The sequence below is a fragment of the Pseudomonas wuhanensis genome (assembly GCF_030687395.1).
Taxonomy (GTDB): domain Bacteria; phylum Pseudomonadota; class Gammaproteobacteria; order Pseudomonadales; family Pseudomonadaceae; genus Aquipseudomonas; species Aquipseudomonas wuhanensis.
Genome location: NZ_CP117430.1, coordinates 4,561,813 through 4,579,303, shown reverse-complemented (window position 1 = coordinate 4,579,303; position 17,491 = coordinate 4,561,813). Strand labels below are relative to the sequence as shown.

Below are 17,491 nucleotides of genomic sequence, written 5' to 3'. Positions count from 1 at the left end.
GCGCTGGGCTGCGTAGCGGCCCCTAAAATGTGAGTGCTGCGCACTCAAGCGCGAGCAAGCTCGCTCGCCACAGGTTCATGCGCGAAGCTTTTTGCCAAGCACATCGATGAAGCGGTCTACCTCGGCGTCGGTATTGAGCAGGCCGGGCGCGGTGCGGATCACCGGGCCGACGTCGCGACTGACCGCATCGCAGACAATCCGGTTTCGCATCAGGTGGGCGGCCACCGCATCGCTGTCCTGACTTTTGATCCGGAAGAAGCTGAACCCCGCCGAAAACCTTGGATCGACCGGCGTGACCAGCTCGACGCCCGGCTGTTCCAGCAACCGCTGTTTGAGGTAGCTGTTGAGCTGATGGATGCGCGCCTGGACGTCGGCCTTGCCCAGCTCCAGGTGCAATTTGAATGCTTCGTCCACGGCCCAGCGATGTTCGAAAGCGTGATAGCCGCCCGGGGACATGGTGGTGGAAAAGGTCGTGGCTTCGGAGAAGGTCGGCACGCTGGGGCTGACGTATTTCAGCTCTTCGCTGCGGCTGCAAACGATGCCGGTGCCGCGGGGGCCGAACATCCATTTGTGGGTGCCGGCAATAAAGAAGTCGCAGTTCATCGCCGGGAAGCTCAGGTCTTCGACGCCGAAGCCGTGCACGCCGTCGACCACGTAAACGATCCGGTCCTTGTCGTCGCGCTGGCGATTGTGTTCATCGACGAGACCGGCAATGTCACTGATCGGCAGCTTCACGCCACTGCCCGAGTGCACCCAGGTCATGCCCAGCACGCGGGTCTCGGGACGGATGTTGCGGTTGATGGTATCCAGCACCTGGTCGGCCGAGATCGACTGTGGCTGCTCGAACAACTGAATCTTGCGCACCCGGGTGCCATCGCGCTGGTTGCGAAAATGCAGGATGTTGTTCGTGGAGTAGTGCTCGTGAACCGTGGTGAGGATTTCCTGATCGGGGCGCACCTGCACGCTGCCATAAATCATCGCCAGGCCTTCGGTGGTGCTGCCGGTGAGGGCGATCTGGGTCGGTTTGGCCTGCAAATATCGACCGGCCCAGAGCCGCACGTTTTCTTCGCGCTGCTCGGTCACGCCCAGGTCCCAGTCCATGGCAAGGCCGGGATTCAGATCGAGAGCGGCGCGGTGACGGTCGATGGCCTCACGCACCGGTTTGGGGTGAGAGGTCACCAGAAAATTGGCGAAGTGAATGCAGTTCGGGTCCTGGTCGAACAACTGACGCAGCTGTGCCCATTTGTCCCGGGGCAGGGCTTGCAGCGGCGCGGCGGCGACCGGTGAGCCGAGACTGGCACCCAACGGCAGGCCGGCGGCGAGGATCCCGGCCTGTTTCAGAAAGGTCCGACGGTCACTCATGGCTTGACCGTTTCCTGGCGAGAAATCAGCGTAGGCTTCGCGGCTTTTTGCACTTGTTCCCAGACCCGCAGGAAGTTTCCGCCCCAGAGCTTGGCGATATCGGCTTCGGAATAACCGCGCTGGATCAGTTCGGCGGTGACGTTGCGGATCTCGCCGACATTTTCCCAGCCTTTGATGCCGCCGCCGTCGTTGAAGTCCGAAGCGATGCCGACGTGGTCGATGCCGACCTTGCGCACGGTGTAATCGATGGCGTCGCCGAGGTCCTTGAGCGTGGCCTTGGGTTCTTCTTCGAGAATGGCGTACAGGCCGCTGGCGTATTGACCGAGCTTCTGTTCCGACCAGGCAGTGATGATCGGGTCGCCCGGCATCAGCGCCATCGCCAGGTTGGGCAATGGCGGCAGATCGAAGCGCGCGCGCAGGGCGTTGAGTTTGTTCTGGGTGCCTTGGGTCAGCGGTTTGAGGTATTGCGAGAAACCGACCACCTGCACCACGCCGCCGCTGTTTTTGATCAGTTGCAGCTCTTTGTCGCTGAGGTTGCGCGGGATGTCCACCGAGGCCCGTGGCGCCGAGTGCGAGGCCACCATCGGTGTGCGGCTCAGGTGCGCCACTTGCTCCAGGCCCTTGGTCGACATCTGCGACACATCAATGATCACGCCCAGATCGTTGAGCCGCTGCACCGCTTGTTTGCCGATATCCGACAGCCCATCGAGGGCATCGGGGGAGTCGTTGAAAAACGGCAGCGGTCGTGACGAATCGGCCCAACTGTTGTTGCCGATGTAGCTGAAGCCGAACATGCGCATGCCGCGCGCGGCCCACAGGTCCAGTTTGCTCAGGTCATTGCTCAGCGGGTAGGCGTTGAGCATGCTGATGAAAATCGCAAACTTGCCTTCGCCGTGCAGGCGTCGGAAGTCGTCGGGGGTGTAGGCGATGCCGACCTGATTGGGAAAGTCGCGAACCAGCCCGGAGATGATTTTGTAGCGCACTTCCTGTTGGTTACGCGCTTCTTCGACGAAACCGTCGGTGGGCCTGTGGGGCGCATTCGGGCCGTTCCACATTTCCGGCCAGCCGAACACCGTCAGGGCCGCGCCGGACAGTCGACCGCGATTGGCCTTGATCAGGTCGAACTGCCCGGAACCGTCCTTGTCGGCCTCATTGCCATGGGCGCCGAAGTTCAGGGGGACGGTGATGTGGCTGTCGAAGGAAAGGATCCGCTCCTGCAGTTCGGTGGCCTGTTTCATGACCTTGACCGGGTAGCCGGGGTTGTCCTTGAACCCATGATCCCAGACCAGCCAGCCTGCGCCGGCGCTGATGGCCAGGGCCAGTGGCAGGCCGAGGTACAGAGCTTTTTTCGAACGTGTTTTTGTCATCGCCATCTCAGTCAGGTTCGCCGCCCCGGTGCAGGCGCAGGGGCCTTTGCTATCTGGGAAGAACGAGTGAACGGCGCAGGAATTTAGATGGCCGCGAAAAGATCGCGGCCTTCGGCAGCTCCGAGGGGGCCGCATAAATTTTTGGGGGCAACAAACGTTCTAGCTTGGATAAAGCCTGCTTCATGGCTGACACAGGTAGGGCAATGACGATTTCTCGACGCTGGTTCATGGCGGGCCTGGCGCTCACGAGCGCTGCGGTGCCTGCCGCTTTTTATGCACATCGTGAGCTGACCCGGGAAAAGGAACCGATCACGCCGGGGGAGGCCACGGTCGACCTGGCGAGCACCGCCGGGCAGCAACTGGCCGACAGCTTGCGCGGAATCTGGGACATTCGTTTTGTCGGCAGCGATGCCGGGCTCGATGGCTTGCCGCAGGACGGGCTGGAGCTGTTTCTCGACATCGCTCATCGCGGGCGCGGGTTGCGCGGTTGCCTGGACACCGGCACTCACCTGCGCGGGGAAGGCCAGCCGTGCTATCAGGTCATCGGCGATCTGGCACCGGCCACTGGCGCTGAACTGTACTGGCGACTGATGCGCACTGATGCCCCGCTGGTGGCGCCGGTGTATGAGTTCAAGGCAAAGCTCGATGAAGTATGGGCGGCTTTCGGCAACGCCGGCAGTGGCACATTCAGCGGTCAGGTGCTGAGCCTGAATCGCCCGTTGGGTTTGCCCGAACTCGACAATCGCTTTATCGCCATCAAGCGCCGGTTTCCCGAAGCGCGGGAGCGAGTCGCCCTCAACCCGACGTTTCTGGCGTGGCTGGTGTCTCCCGAGCATCGATTGTTTCATCAGCTCTGGCACGCGTCCCGGGACAAATGGCACAAGCTCTCGGAGAAAAAACGCGAGGCGTTGCGCGGTATCGGCTGGCAACCCGGCCCACGGGACCAGGAGCGTGATGCCCGTGGCCCGCGCAAGGACCGCAACGGTTCGGGCATCGATTTCTTCTTCATGCACCGGCACATGCTCGGCATCGCCCGGTCCATGCAGGATTTGCCTTCATGGCCGGCGTTCCCCTTGCCGCAACCGGAGCTTGAGCGTGATCGCCAAGGCTTCGCGCGCTATTTCGACAATCACGATGGCAATGCCTTGCCACCGACCTGGTTGACCGAAGGCGACGACGAATACACCAAGTGGGTCAGCGACATCAAAGCCGCCGAGACCTATCACAGCAACTTCCAGGTCTGGGAGTCGCAATACCGGGATCCGCGTTATCTGTCGAAACTGACCCTCGGCCAGTTCGGTTCGGAGGTCGAACTGGGCCTGCACGATTGGCTGCACATGCGCTGGGCGTCGGTGGCCAGGGATCCGTCCAACGAGATACCGGTGCCGATGGCCCGGGATCAGGCCGACTTCGCGGCGCGTTGGTATGCCCCGGAAAACGACTTTCTCGGCGATCCGTTTTCGTCCCACGTCAACCCGGTGTTCTGGCGTTTCCACGGCTGGATCGACGATCGCATCGAAGACTGGTTCCGCGCCCATGAGCGTTTTCATCCTGGCGAACTGAGCCGCCTGGAGGTCAACGGTGTGCCGTGGTTTGCGCCGGGGCGTTGGGTGGAAGTGGGCGATCCATGGCTCGGGCCGGACACCCACGGTTGCAGCACGACCCCGGGCCTGCAAACGGGTCGCTCGGTGGAAATGGACCCCGAAACCATGAAGCTGGCGTTGCGCATCACCTTTGGCGATGAAGACAAGATGAGCGAGCTGTTTCGCAAAGTGCCGCGACGGCCGTGGTATGCGCGGCATTTGAAGGTCAAGGGATGGCCGGTTTAATCAGGTAGACCGCGTTATCGTTCTTCGCGAGCAAGCCCGCTCCCACATTGGATAGTCGTCGTACACAAAACTAATGTGGGAGCGGGCTTGCTCGCGAAGGCGGCCTCAAAACGACACCGTTCTACAAGACTTGCCACCCCCCGCCCAACGCCTTGTACAGCGCAATGCTGGCCTGCAACCGCGACAATCTCAGCTGCACATTCATATCCTGGGCGGCATACAGCGTGCGCTGGGTTTGCAGCACTGTGAGCAAGTCTTCGGCGCCGGCCCGGTAGCGGCTTTGGGCGATGTCGAAAGCAGTCTGCGCCTGGCTCAGTTCCTCTGCTTGCCACTGACGTTGTTCGTCCAGCCCGCGAATGCCGTTGAGGGCTTTTTCTACATCGGCAAAGCCGTTGATGATTGCCCCGCGATAGGTTTCCAGCAGTTCCTGTTGGCGCGCCGTGGCTTTGTCGCGAGTGGCGCTGAGGCGACCATTGTTGAAGATCGGCGCCACCAGCCCCGAGGACAGGTTGTAAAAAGTCGTGCGCAACAGATCCGAGGCCAGATCGGCACCAGTGCCCAGGCTGGCGGTGAGTGTCAGGGTGGGCAGCATCGCCGCGCGGGCGACGGTCACGTCGGCCTGGGCGGCGGCGAGTTTTGCCTCGGCGCTAGCGATGTCGGGGCGGCGACTCAACAGCTCACTGGGCACGCCGCTGGCGATGTCTGGCCAACGCAATTGATCGAACGGCTGCTCGGTCAGCGTCAGTGCCTGCACCGGTTGGCCGAGCAGGGCGGCGAGGGTGATCCGGGCTTCCCGGGCCTGCTGCTGCACCAGCGGCAGTTTGCGTTGCTGTTCGGCCACCAGGCTTTTTTGCTGAGCCAGTTCCAGTGCGGTGGCGCTTCCGGCGTGGTAGCGGGTCTGCACCCATCGCAAAACGCTTTGGGCGTTGGCCAGGTTCAGCTCGGCGATCCGCTGCTGTTCACGCAACGACAGGGCTTGGGTGTAGCTGTTGGCCACGCCGCTTTGCAAGGTCAGCTCCACGGTGGCCCGGTCGAACTCACTGGCCTGCAAGCCAAGCAGGGCACTGTCCCGGGCGGCCCGTTTGCCGCCCCAGAAGTCGATTTCATAGCTGGCGCTCAGTGCGGCATCGTAATAATCCAGCGAGCGATTAGTGGGGGTGACGTCCAGTTGGCTGTAGCCCTTGCCATGCAGCAAGCGTTGGCGATTGGCGTTGAGGCCGGCCTTGAGTTCGGGCAGCAGCGGGGCGCCGGCAATGGTGGCGCTGGCCTGGGCCTGCTGCACCCGGGCGACGGCGGCAGCCAGATCGTGGCTGCCCACCCGTGCCTGTTCGATCAGTTGATTGAGTTGCGGGCTGCCGAACTGCGTCCACCATTGCCGGTTGCTGTGTGCGGCGGCTGAAGTGTTCGGTGATTGCCAGGCAGCGGGTGGTTGCAGGCCGCTGTCGGGGCGCGGCGCAGGGTTGCTGCAGGCGGCCAGCAACAGGCTGGCGGCCAGAAGGGTCAGGGGCACTTTCATAGGTCGATCATTCACTGGTAAGGGCCGTGACCGGATCGAGCCGGGCAGCCTTGCGGGCAGGCATGAAGCCGAAGATGACACCGGTGACCAGGGCGCAACCGAAGGCGCCGAGCACGGCGAACAACTGGAACGCGACCGCGACGTTGCTCAGCAGCAACACGCCACCAACCAGCAATGCCAGGCCGACCCCGGCGAGACCGCCGACCACCGAGAGCATCACCGCCTCGGTGAGAAACTGGCGCAGGATGTCGCGCTGGCGGGCGCCGGTGGCCATGCGAATACCGATTTCCCGAGTGCGTTCGCGCACGGTCATCAGCATGATGTTCATGACACCGATGCCGCCGACCAGCAACGAAATCGCTGCAATCGAACCGAGCATCAATGACAGCATGCCCTGGGTGCGGGCCTCGGCCTGGATCATCGCGGCGTTGTTGGTCAGTTCGAAATCGCGCTTGCCCTTGTGCTCGCGCAGCATCGTTTGTTCGATGGCCTGCTCAGCCTCCTTGACCTTGCGCGCATCCTTGGCGGCGATCACCACATACTCGGGATTGCGGCTGCCAAACAGACGCACGCTGGCGGCCGAGTAGGGCACGGCGATACGGTTGTCGCTGTCGGAATCGCCGGAGCTGGAACCTTTTTCCGCCAGCACGCCGAGCACCTGGAACGGTACGTTTTCAATCAGGATGTACTGGCCGATCGGATCGGTCAGGTCTTTGAACAGCTTCTCCCTGACCTTGTGCCCGATCACCGCAACCGCGGCGGCGCTGTCTTCGTCGGCCTGGGTGAAATAGCTGCCCTGAACCACCGGCCAATTGAAGATGCTCGGGAAGTTGGTGTCGTTGCCACCCACATAACTGGTGTGATCGGCGTTGCCGAAACGCACGCCCGCCGTCGAGCCGTTGACCGGCATGATCCGCTGCACCTGGGGCAGGTTGGCGAGCGCGGCGACGTCGTCGAGGGTAATGATCCCGGGCGGCGTACGCGGATTGGGCGCGGCGCCGCTGAGGTAAATGATGTTGGAACCGAAGGCGCCCATCTGCGCCATCACCTGTCGCTTGCTGCCTTCGCCCACCGCCAGCATCACCACCACCGACGCCACGCCAATCACAATCCCCAGCAGCGTCAGGGCGGTGCGGAAGCGGTTGATCCACATCACCCGCCAGGCCGCCTGAACCGCGTCCAGCAATTCGCCTTTCCAGGCGCCATTGGCTTCGCTGCCGGCACTCAGGCGCTGGCGCAGGTCCACGGCTTGCAGCGCGCCGGGACGGGCCGTGCGCGGTTCGGCCGAGGGGCTGGTGGCGGTGTCGCTGATGATCAGACCGTCGCGGATTTCGATGACCCGGTTGGCGCGTTTGGCCACTTCGCGGTCGTGGGTGATCAGGATCACCACGTGCCCCTGGCTGGCCAGTTCGTCGAGCAGGCTCATGACTTCGGCGCCGCTATGGCTGTCGAGGGCGCCGGTGGGTTCGTCGGCGAGGATGATGTGTCCGCCGTTCATCAAGGCTCGGGCGATTGACACCCGTTGCTGCTGACCACCGGAGAGCTGGTGTGGACGGTTGCCGGTGCGCGAGCCCAGGCCGAGGCGTTCGAGCAGGGCCGCCGCGCGGGCATGGCGTTCGTGCGCCGGGGTGCCGGCGTAGATGGCCGGCATCTCGACGTTTTCCTGGGCCGATCCGGACGGGATCAGGTGGTAACCCTGAAACACGAAGCCGAAGGCCTCGCGCCGTAGCCACGCCAGTTCGTCACTGCCCAGGCCAGCGACGTTTTCCCCGGCGAACAGGTAGTCGCCACTGGTGGGGCGGTCGAGGCAACCGAGGATGTTCATCAGGGTCGATTTGCCGGAACCGGAAGCACCGACAATGGCGACGAATTCGCCGGCATGGATCGACAGGTCGATGCCGCGCAGCACTTCTACCAGGGGGCTGTCGCCACCGCCGTAGGCTTTGCGGATCTGTCGCAGGTCAATCAGGGGCGTTTGCATTCAGCCTCCGCTGCCGGTAAGCGGAGCGCTCAGCACGTGATCGCCTTCCGCCAGCCCGTCGAGAATCTGCGTGCGTAACCGGTCGCTGATTCCGGTGCGAACCTCGCGGCGCTGAACCTCGCCGTTGGCCGCCACCACTTGCGCCACTTGGCGATCTGCCGCGGTGCCGTTTTGCAGGGCCGCGGTGGGCACCGTCAGCACGTTCTGCGCCTGCCGGGCGACGAAAAATACCTGGGCGGTCATGTCGGTCATCAAGGCGTTGTCGGCATTGTCGACATCCAGCAGCACGGTGTAGAGCACTACTCGTTCGCTGCCGCTGCGACCGCTGGTGGGGCTGCCCTGCGTCTGTTCGAGCGGGCGCGGCGGCACCGGCAGAATCTGCCGCACGGTGCTGCTCCAGCGCCGGCTGCCACCGCTGAGGGTGGTGAACCAGGCGGTCATGCCGGGTTTGACCTGGCCGATATCGGCCTCCGAAACCTCGGCCCACACGGTCATCGGTGACAACCGGGCAATGCGCAATATCAGTGGCGTCTGTTGTTGGGCGTTGAGCGTCTGGCCTTCCCGGGCGCCGACCGCGACCACCGTGCCGGACATCGGCGCGTAGATCCGTGTGTAACCGAGCTCCGCTTCATCGCTGCGCAAACTGGCCTGGGCTTGACGAATCTGCGCCTGGAACCGGTCGATGCGCGCCTGGGTCGCCCGCACTTCGGCGCGGGCGGTCTGCACGTCTTCTTCGCGGGTGGCGCCGCCAGCCTTGAGGTGCTGCTGGCGCTGATATTTTTCCCGCGCCAGGTCGTGCTGGGCGCGCTGCTCTTGCAACTGGGCCTTGAGGTTGTCGATGGAAAAGCGCCCGGCGTCGAGTTTGGCTTTCTGGGTCGAGGGATCGATCTCTACCAGCAGTTGGCCTTCCTTGACCTGATCGCCGGCCTCGACATGAATCTTCTGGATCTGCCCGGACGCCTGGGCGCCGACGTCGACGTAACGTCGCGGTTGCAGGGTGCCGAGGGCAGTCACGCTGTTTTCGATATCGGCGCGGGTTACGAGGGTGGTGGCGAGTTTTTCACGCCCCGGCGGGATCACTTGCCAGGCGGCGAAGGCTACGGCGGGGATCAGGCACAGGGCGACAAACAGGGCGCGTCGGGTAGGGCGGGGACGTTTCATGCGGGGTTCCAGCCGGTGAAAATCGGCCCGTCGCTCGGCGATCACGGCAGTGACCCGCACCGCTGAACGCTGTCGGTGGGCCGACAGACACGGGAAGCTGTCCTGTAAACGAGCACCTTGGAGAGGAATTTAAGTCGCGTTGCAGATCGACAAATGAGGTTATTTCTCAGGTAATTGGATCCAGCGCTTTAAATCTATATGAGAATTACTATAAATTACGCCCCTTGCGCGCTGCCATCATCGTGCCGCCATCTCTTTTATGGCGCAGATCTGGCTCAAGGACTGGGAGTCATGTTGGAAAACTACTATCGCGAGCTGGTGTGTTTCCTGAACGCCAAGCTAGGCAACCGTCAGGTGGCCGAAGATGTGGTGCATGACGCTTATCTGCGGGTACTGGAGCGTTCCAGTGACACGCCGATCGAACAACCCCGCGCGTTTCTTTATCGCACCGCGCTCAATCTGGTGATCGACGACCACCGACGCAATGCCTTGCGGCAGGTCGAATCCCTGGACGTGCTCGACAGCGAAGAGCGCTATTTCACGCCATCCCCCCACAACAGTATCGATCACGGTCAACGCCTGGACATGCTTCAGCGCGCACTGGCGGAGTTGCCACGGCTGTGTCGCGAGAGTTTTCTTTTGCGCAAGATCGATGGCTTGTCGCACCCGCAAATCGCCGAGCACCTGGGTATTTCCCGGGCGCTGGTGGAAAAGCACATCGTCAATGCCATGAAGCATTGCCGGGTGCGCATGCGCCAGTGGGATGCACACTGATCGCCACGGTTTAATCAGGCCTCGTTAAATTTTTTTTCATCGTCCTCGTTCCTATTCAACAGACGACCTGCTGCCGCACAAGGCCGGTCAGGTCACCCAGGCTTTATCCCCGCTGGTCCGGGGTTCATCCAGAGGACACTGGAAATGACACAGGCAATTGCATCGCCCATCGTTCACGACCTGATCGGCGTCGGTTTCGGCCCTTCGAACCTGGCCCTGGCCATCGCCCTGCAAGAACGCGGGCCGAGCCAGGGCGAACTGGATGTGCTGTTTCTCGACAAGCAGGCGGACTACCGCTGGCACGGCAATACCCTGGTCACCCAAAGCGAACTGCAGATTTCCTTTCTCAAGGATCTGGTGACGCTGCGCAACCCGACCAGCCCGTATTCCTTCGTCAATTACCTCAAGCACCACGGTCGTCTGGTGGACTTCATCAACCTCGGCACCTTCTATCCATGCCGCATGGAGTACAACGACTACCTGCGCTGGGTCGCCGGGCAATTTACCGAACAGAGTCGCTATGGCGAGGAAGTGCTGGCCATCGAACCGGTGCTGCACCACCAGCAGGTCGAAGCATTGCGGGTGATTTCGCGTGATACGCAAGGTCAGCAGCATGTGCGCACTACCCGTTCGGTAGTGGTCAGCGCTGGCGGTACGCCGCGCATTCCCGAAGCGTTCAAGGCACTCCAGGATGACGGCCGGGTGTTCCATCACTCCCAGTACCTGGAGCGTATGGCCAAGCAGCCGTGCGTGAATAACCAACCGATGAGCATCGCGATCATCGGCGGCGGGCAGAGTGCGGCGGAAGCCTTCATCGACCTGAACGACAGCTTCCCGTCAGTGCAAGTGGACATGATCCTGCGCGGCTCGGCCCTGAAACCGGCCGATGACAGCCCCTTCGTCAATGAAGTGTTTTCGCCGGAGTTCACCGACCTGGTGTTCCAGCAGGCCAGTAGCGAACGCGAGCGCCTGGTCAACGAGTACCACAACACCAACTATTCGGTGGTGGACATCGATCTGATCGAACGCATCTACGGGATCTTCTACCGGCAGAAAGTCTCGGGCATCGCGCGCCATGCGTTCCGTACCCTGACCACCGTCGAGAAAGCCACTGCCACCGAACGCGGTATCGAACTGTCAGTGCGCAACAACGCCACCGGTGAAGTCACGGTTCGCTGCTACGACGCCGTAGTGCTGGCTACCGGTTACGAGCGTCAGATGCACCGCAAACTGCTGGCGCCACTGGAGCAGTACCTGGGCGATTTCGAGGTCGATCGCAACTATAAACTGATCACCGACGAGCGTTGCAAGGCCGGCATCTACATGCAGGGCTTCTGCCAGGCCAGCCACGGCTTGAGCGACACGTTGCTGTCGATCCTGCCGATCCGCGCCGATGAAATTGCCGGCTCGCTGTACGACCATGGCAAGTCGCGTGGGCATGGCCGGTCGGTGATGGATTTGTTGTTGGCCACCGCCAGCTAAATTTTCGGCGTCTGTGAGGCCGCCATCGCGAGCAGGCTCGCGATAGGCCCTCCAAAACACCATAAATTTTGATTGCAGCGTTCATTCTCCAGAAATCAATAAACCAACTTCGACAGCTCCTGCATCGAAAGGCAATGCATTGGAACTGCCGAAGGTTGTGATCTTGTATTTGGGAAATTTCCTACAAAACAAAAGGACGAATCTGTCCTGTTGATTCATCTCCGCCCGCCACTATGCCGATCTTCAGGTCTGCGAAGTGATGAATGGAAGATGACCTCCCCCCGTGTGCTGGTACTGGAAAATCATGGTTTTGCGCGCAGCGTGATGGTCAAGCTGCTGCAGCGCCTGGGTGTGCGTGATGTGGTACAAGCCAGTGACGGCGAGCAGGCGCTGGTGCAGATGCATTTGTCCGGCGGGGTCGATATCGTCCTGTGCGACTTGGCCGACAAAGGCTTCGATTGCCTGGAGTTCCTGAGTTACGCCAGTCAGATCGGTATGGTGCACGCGGTCTTGTTGTGCAGTGAGCTACGGCCGGAACTGCAACGCACGCTGGGACAAATGGGCTCGTTGTCGGGGTTGCAGTTGCTCGGTGTCATCAAACAGCCGATTCAAATGCGCGCCTTGCACCGGATGCTTCAGCGTTACCGGGTGCGTCGCCCGATGGTTGAAGCGCAGGTGTTGCCCCGTGAGTTGCCCAGCGAAGACGAAGTCCGTCGCGGGTTGGCACTGGGAGAGTTTCGGGCCTGGTTTCAACCAAAATGCGTCATGACCACGGGCACCATCGTCGGCGCCGAGGCGTTGGTGCGCTGGGAGCATCCGGCTAAAGGGGTGTTGCTGCCCAGGGAGTTTCTCGCGGCAGTGCTGGCCTACGACCTGATCGATCAGATGTTCAAACAGCTACTGGAACAGGGCTTGAGCCTGCTTGGAATCGTGCGTCGCCAGGGCTTGAGTCTGGAGCTGTCGTTCAACCTGCACGCCTCGCAACTGGCTGACAGCGATCTGGTCGGGCACATCCGCCGGGCGCTCCAGCGTCATGCGTTCCAGGGTTCTACTTTGCAGTTCGAACTCACCGAGAACGGCCTGTTGGAAGTGTCGCCGGTTACCCAGGAAAACCTGTTGCGTCTGCGCATGCTGGGCTGCGGTCTGTCGATCGATGATTTCGGTGTCGGTTTCTCGTCGCTGAAGCTGCTGTGTCAGTTGCCGTTCAACCAGCTCAAGCTCGATGGCGAATTTGTCCAGCGCCTGCACGAACCAGGCTGTCGTGCCATGGTTGCCAGCACGCTGGCACTGGCGCGTTCGCTGGAAATGCAATTGGTGATCGAGGGCGTCAGCAGCCAGCGCATTCGTGACGCGCTGGTCGCTTTGGGCTGCGAGATCGGCCAGGGATTTCACCTGGCCCGGCCCATGACCGGACATGGTTTGCTGCAATGGCTGGCGGCGCCGGGTGATGAAAAATGATGCAACGCGCAAACCTGGCAGAAAAGCCCGAGAAAGTTCCTACACTGCACTCGCGCTGGTGTATTTTTGTGCCACGCGTCGAACGGTCAGTTCTTCCATTGTTGTCTTCGCCATGGACGATCTCGTCACTGGTCAATACCGGTGTGTCTTACAGGGGGTCATATGTTTAAAGCGTTGGTTGTAGACGATCATCCGTTCATTCGTTCGTCGGTCAAGATGCTGCTCAAACAGGAGCACTTCGAGGTGATCGCCGAGGCCGACAACGGCGCCGACGCAGTGCAGCTGGCCCGAGAACACTCGCCTGACCTGATCATTCTCGATATCGCCATGCCCAAGCTCGATGGACTCGAAGTGATCAGCCGTATCTGTGCGCTGAACCTCAAAATCAGGATTCTGGTGCTGACTTCGCAGTCGGCGCTGTTTTACTCGATGCGCTGCATGAAAGCCGGAGCCGCCGGTTTCATCTCCAAAACCAACGATCTCGACGAACTGGTCAAGGCAATCAAGGCCGTCATGGACGGCTATAACTTCTTTCCCAATCTGGCCACCAGTTCCGTGCGGCGCAGTGACGTCGAGGCCACGGATCTGGAGCTGATCCAGAAACTGTCCGACCGCGAACTGACCATTTTGCAGCAGTTGTCCAATGGGTTGAGCAACAAGGAAATCGGCGACGCCATGCTGTTGAGCAACAAGACGATCAGCACCTACAAAACCCGGCTGATCGAAAAGCTCAACGTGAAATCGGTGGTGTACCTGGCCGACTTCGCCAAGCGCAATAACCTGATCTGAATGAGCATGTCCTTTCGAAAATGGCTGCTCGCATTCTCGCTGGTCGGCACCTTGAACGCTGCGCTGGCCGCTGCCGTGTCGACGGAAACCTTACAGGTACTCGGCCGTTCGACGGTCGACGGCTACAGCGTACCCCTCGATGAGCAGGACTGGCGCTGGCTGCGCAGTAAAGGCACCTTGCGCCTGGGGGCTTCGGCCCCTGATTACGCACCGTTCAGCATCACCGGCAACGGCAATGATTACGAGGGGTTAACGGCTGACTATGCGCAATTGCTTGGCGAACTGTTGCACGTACGCGTCGAAGTGCGTCGTTACACCTCGCGAACAGATGTGCTTGAGGCGCTCAAGCTTGGCGAAGTGGATTTGCTGGGGACATCCAACGGCTTCGAAGCGGCGGATCCGGAACTGGCGATGTCCCGGGCCTACGCCGACGATGTACCCACTCTGGTCACCCGGGTGGGCGACAGTCAGAGCCTGTCACCGGATCTGGCCGACAAGCAAGTGGCGATGCTCTATCACTACATGCCGCCCGAAGCGGTCAAGGCGTTCTATCCCAAGGCTCGTGTGCAGCTCTACCCCTCGACGCTCAGCGCGATCGGCGCCGTGGCGTTTGGCAGCGCCGATGTGTACCTGGGGGATTCCATCAGCGCCAACTACCTGATCAATAAAAATTACCTGAACAACGTGCAACTGGCGGATTTCTCGCGGATGGAAGTGAAGAACTTCGCCTTCGCGATGGCGCGTGACAATCAGTCTTTATTACGCATCGTCAACGCAGCGTTGGCGGTGATTCCGGTGGGTGAGCGCATGACCATTCTGCGCCGCTGGAGTGCTGGCGGTACCAGCATGCCGGGGCAGCAGGCGCTGCATTTCAGTGTTAATGAGCAGCGCTGGATCGACCAGCATCCACGGTTGCGGGTGGCGATCGATGACAGTTTTCTACCGCTGTCGTTTTACGACCAGGACGGCGAGTTCCGTGGTATCAGCGCCGACCTGCTGGCCAAGGTGGCGTTGCGCACCGGTCTGAAGTTCGACGTGCAGCGCGCTCATTCGGTGCCGGAGCTGATCGAACAGATTCGCAGCGAGCAGGCAGATTTACTGATTACCCTGACGCCAAGCGCCGAGCGTGAAGGGACGTTGCGCTTCACTCGACCTTATCTGAGCACGCCTTTTGTTTTGGTCAGCCGTACAGGCGCTGACAATCCTGCCACCCTCGACGATATGGCGGGCAAGCGGATGGCGGTGATTCGTGGCAACCCGGTGCGCGATCTGTTGATCGAGCACTATCCGCGGGTGGCTCTGGTGGATGCCGACAATGCCCATCAAGCAATGGCGCTGGTCGCCAACGGTCAGGCTGATGCGGCGGTCAATTCATTAATCACCGCGCGCTACATGATTTCGCGTCAGTACCGCGACCGTTTGCGTATCACCAGCACCGTTGGCACCCAGTCGGCGCGGGTGGCGTTTGCGACCGCCCGGGGTTCGTTGGAGCTGTACTCGATTCTCGATAAAGCACTGCTGAGTATCCCGCCGGAAGAAATGGATGAGGTGACCAACCGCTGGCGCAGCGAAGTGGTGGTCGATGACAGCTACTGGCTGCGCAATCGCACCGCGATCATTCAGGGGTTTGCCCTGGCCGCGGTGTTGCTGCTGGTGGCGCTGGGCTGGATCGCCTATTTGCGGTTATTGATGCGCAAGCGTCGACAAGCCGAAATCGCCCTCAACGATCAACTGGAGTTCATGCGCGTATTGATCGACGGTACGCCGCACCCGATTTATGTGCGTGACCGTGAGGGACGTCTGCTGATCTGCAACGCCGGTTATTTGCAGGCGTTTGGCGTCGAACGAGACGCGGTGATCGGCAAGACCGTGGTCGAAGGTGTGCTGAATAATCTCGATGAGGCGACGGCCTATCACCACGATTACCTGCAAGTGATGAACGAAGGCCTGCCGCGGGTGCAGGATCGCAGCCTGACCATGGCCGACCACGTGCTGACCATTTACCACTGGATGCTGCCGTATCGCGGCAGTGACGGTGAAGTCAGCGGCATGATCGGTGGCTGGATTGACGTCAGCGAGCGCCAGCGCCTGCTCGAAGAACTGCGTGAAGCGAAGGAGGGCGCCGACGACGCGAACCGGGCCAAGACCACTTTCCTGGCGACCATGAGCCACGAAATCCGCACGCCGATGAATGCGGTGATCGGCATGCTCGAACTGGCTATGAAAAAGGCCGATCAAGGGATCTTGGACCGGTTTGCCATCGAAGTTGCATCCGGTGCCGCCCGCGGTTTGCTTGACCTGATCGGCGATATTCTCGACATCGCCCGGATCGAGTCCGGGCGGCTGTCGCTGACGCCGGAAAGGGCCAATCTGCGCGAGCTGGTGGAATCGGTGGCGCGGATTTTCGAAGGCCTGGCGCGGCAAAAGCAGCTGCGTCTGCTGCTGGAACTGGACGCCACGGCCAATCGCGATGTGCTGATCGATCCGTTGCGATTTAAACAGGTGGTATCGAACCTGTTGAGCAACGCGATCAAGTTCACCAGCGAAGGCCAGGTGCGTCTGGTGCTGAATACTCAGCCGAGTGCGGACGATGAGCGTCTGGACGTATGTCTGCGTATCGAAGACTCCGGCCGGGGGATCTCCGATGAAGACCAGCAGCGCCTGTTCAGTCCGTTTGCCCAAGCCAGCAATAACGACCAGTCGGCCCGTAGCGGCTCTGGTCTGGGCCTGGTCATCAGCCGCACGCTGTGTGAAATGATGGGCGGCCGCTTGAGCATGAGCAGCGTGCTGGGGCAGGGCACGCGGATCGAGGTGCAGCTGTCGTTGCCGACCCTGCAACCGTTGGCCGAACCTGCGGCCACGGAAGTTGCCTCCGCGTCTGGTCGCGCCCTGAACATTCTGGTGATTGACGATTACCCCGCCAATCGCCTGTTGTTGTCGCAGCAGTTGAGTTACCTCGGCCACCGGGTCATGGACGCCGAAGACGGTGCCCATGGCTTGCGTGCCTGGCGCAATCAGTCGTTTGACGTGGTGATCACCGATTGCAACATGCCGATTATGAACGGCTATGAGTTGGCCCGGGCCGTTCGCGAAGAAGAGACGGCCCGCGGCCTGGCGCCGGGGTTGATTCTCGGTTTCACCGCCAACGCCCAGCCCGAGGAAATCCAGCGCTGCCGGCTCGCGGGCATGGACGATTGCCTGTTCAAACCCATCAGCCTCAAGGATCTGAGCGTGCGCCTGGCCTCGGTGGCGCCGAACGGGATTGCGGTTGCAAGCGAGCGGGAGCACGAGCTTTTAAGCGACGACATCGACCTCACGAGCCTTGAGCAATTGACCCGTGGCGACAGCGCTTCGATCAAGAGCTTGCTGGGCGATCTGGCCAGCAGCAACGACGAAGACATGGCGCGGTTGATGCGCCTGTTTACCCAGCATGATTTGCCGGGGCTTGCGGATCTGGCGCATCGCGTCAAGGGCGGGGCGCGGATTATCAGGGCCGGTGTGTTGATCCAGGCGTGCGAAACATTGGAAACAGCCTGCAATGGGCTGGACTCGGCGGTCTTGACCGAAGCGGTCGATGCACTGCAACAGGCAATGGAACGGTTGGCCGAGCGGTTGGAGGGTGCTCTCGGCTGACCCGAGCAGGGTTCATTGCAGCACGTCGTGGGAAATGTCCTACAAGCTGCAGGGATTGTGCCTACAGGATGCATGACTCCGGAAGACGATGATTACTCCGTCGCCAGGCCGATGGCTTGACCCACCACGACGCATCCCG

At 61.3% G+C, this 17,491-nt stretch carries 11 protein-coding genes; 6 read left to right on the top strand and 5 right to left on the bottom strand.

Features of this window, described 5'->3' with window-relative positions:
- Positions 1–75 precede the first annotated feature (75 nt).
- Both pvdN and pvdM read right to left on the bottom strand, forming a co-directional pair.
- Positions 76–1,362 (bottom strand): pyoverdine-tailoring periplasmic protein PvdN, encoded by a 1,287-nt coding sequence (pvdN, locus tag PSH88_RS21170; RefSeq protein ID WP_305422448.1) that lies wholly within the window; start codon positions 1,360–1,362, stop codon positions 76–78.
- The gene (pvdM, locus tag PSH88_RS21165) at positions 1,359–2,729 is read right to left on the bottom strand and encodes a pyoverdine-tailoring dipeptidase-like protein PvdM (RefSeq protein ID WP_305422446.1); all 1,371 of its coding nucleotides are present in this window, start codon (positions 2,727–2,729) and stop codon (positions 1,359–1,361) included. Before pvdM ends, pvdN begins: the two co-directional genes overlap by 4 nt.
- Before the next feature lie 203 nt (positions 2,730–2,932).
- Here pvdM and pvdP point away from each other — a divergent pair, with 203 nt between their 5' ends.
- Positions 2,933–4,558, top strand: coding sequence for a pyoverdine maturation tyrosinase PvdP (gene pvdP, locus PSH88_RS21160; protein ID WP_305422444.1), 1,626 nt, complete (start codon positions 2,933–2,935; stop codon positions 4,556–4,558).
- Between the two features lie 121 nt (positions 4,559–4,679).
- On the opposite strand, the gene PSH88_RS21155 is transcribed toward pvdP, so the two are convergent.
- The 3 genes from PSH88_RS21155 to PSH88_RS21145 are packed head-to-tail and all read right to left on the bottom strand — an operon-like array spanning position 4,680 to position 9,216.
- Positions 4,680–6,074 (bottom strand): efflux transporter outer membrane subunit, encoded by a 1,395-nt coding sequence (locus PSH88_RS21155; RefSeq protein ID WP_305422442.1) that lies wholly within the window; start codon positions 6,072–6,074, stop codon positions 4,680–4,682.
- Positions 6,075–6,081: 7 nt separating this feature from the next.
- Positions 6,082–8,055: a MacB family efflux pump subunit gene (locus tag PSH88_RS21150; RefSeq protein ID WP_305422441.1), complete on the bottom strand. Its 1,974-nt coding sequence runs from the start codon at positions 8,053–8,055 to the stop codon at positions 6,082–6,084.
- On the bottom strand, positions 8,056–9,216 hold the full coding sequence (locus PSH88_RS21145; protein ID WP_305422440.1) for an efflux RND transporter periplasmic adaptor subunit: 1,161 nt from the start codon (positions 9,214–9,216) through the stop codon (positions 8,056–8,058).
- A gap of 291 nt (positions 9,217–9,507) precedes the next feature.
- On the opposite strand from PSH88_RS21145, the gene PSH88_RS21140 reads away from it, so the two are divergent.
- From PSH88_RS21140 to PSH88_RS21120, 5 genes are all read left to right on the top strand, one after another.
- Complete coding sequence (locus PSH88_RS21140; protein WP_030131483.1) at positions 9,508–9,990, top strand: sigma-70 family RNA polymerase sigma factor; 483 nt, start codon at positions 9,508–9,510, stop codon at positions 9,988–9,990.
- Positions 9,991–10,134: 144 nt separating this feature from the next.
- Positions 10,135–11,472: a lysine N(6)-hydroxylase/L-ornithine N(5)-oxygenase family protein gene (locus PSH88_RS21135; protein WP_305422438.1), complete on the top strand. Its 1,338-nt coding sequence runs from the start codon at positions 10,135–10,137 to the stop codon at positions 11,470–11,472.
- A 270-nt stretch (positions 11,473–11,742) separates the two neighbouring features.
- Positions 11,743–12,930 carry an EAL domain-containing response regulator gene (locus tag PSH88_RS21130; RefSeq protein ID WP_305422437.1) on the top strand — a complete coding sequence of 396 codons (1,188 nt, stop codon included), beginning with the start codon at positions 11,743–11,745 and terminating at the stop codon, positions 12,928–12,930.
- 162 nt (positions 12,931–13,092) lie between these two features.
- Positions 13,093–13,719: a response regulator transcription factor gene (locus PSH88_RS21125; protein WP_305422435.1), complete on the top strand. Its 627-nt coding sequence runs from the start codon at positions 13,093–13,095 to the stop codon at positions 13,717–13,719.
- Between the two features lie 6 nt (positions 13,720–13,725).
- A complete protein-coding gene (locus PSH88_RS21120; protein ID WP_370694664.1) occupies positions 13,726–17,352 on the top strand; it encodes a transporter substrate-binding domain-containing protein in 3,627 nt (1,208 codons plus the stop codon).
- Positions 17,353–17,491 lie beyond the last annotated feature (139 nt).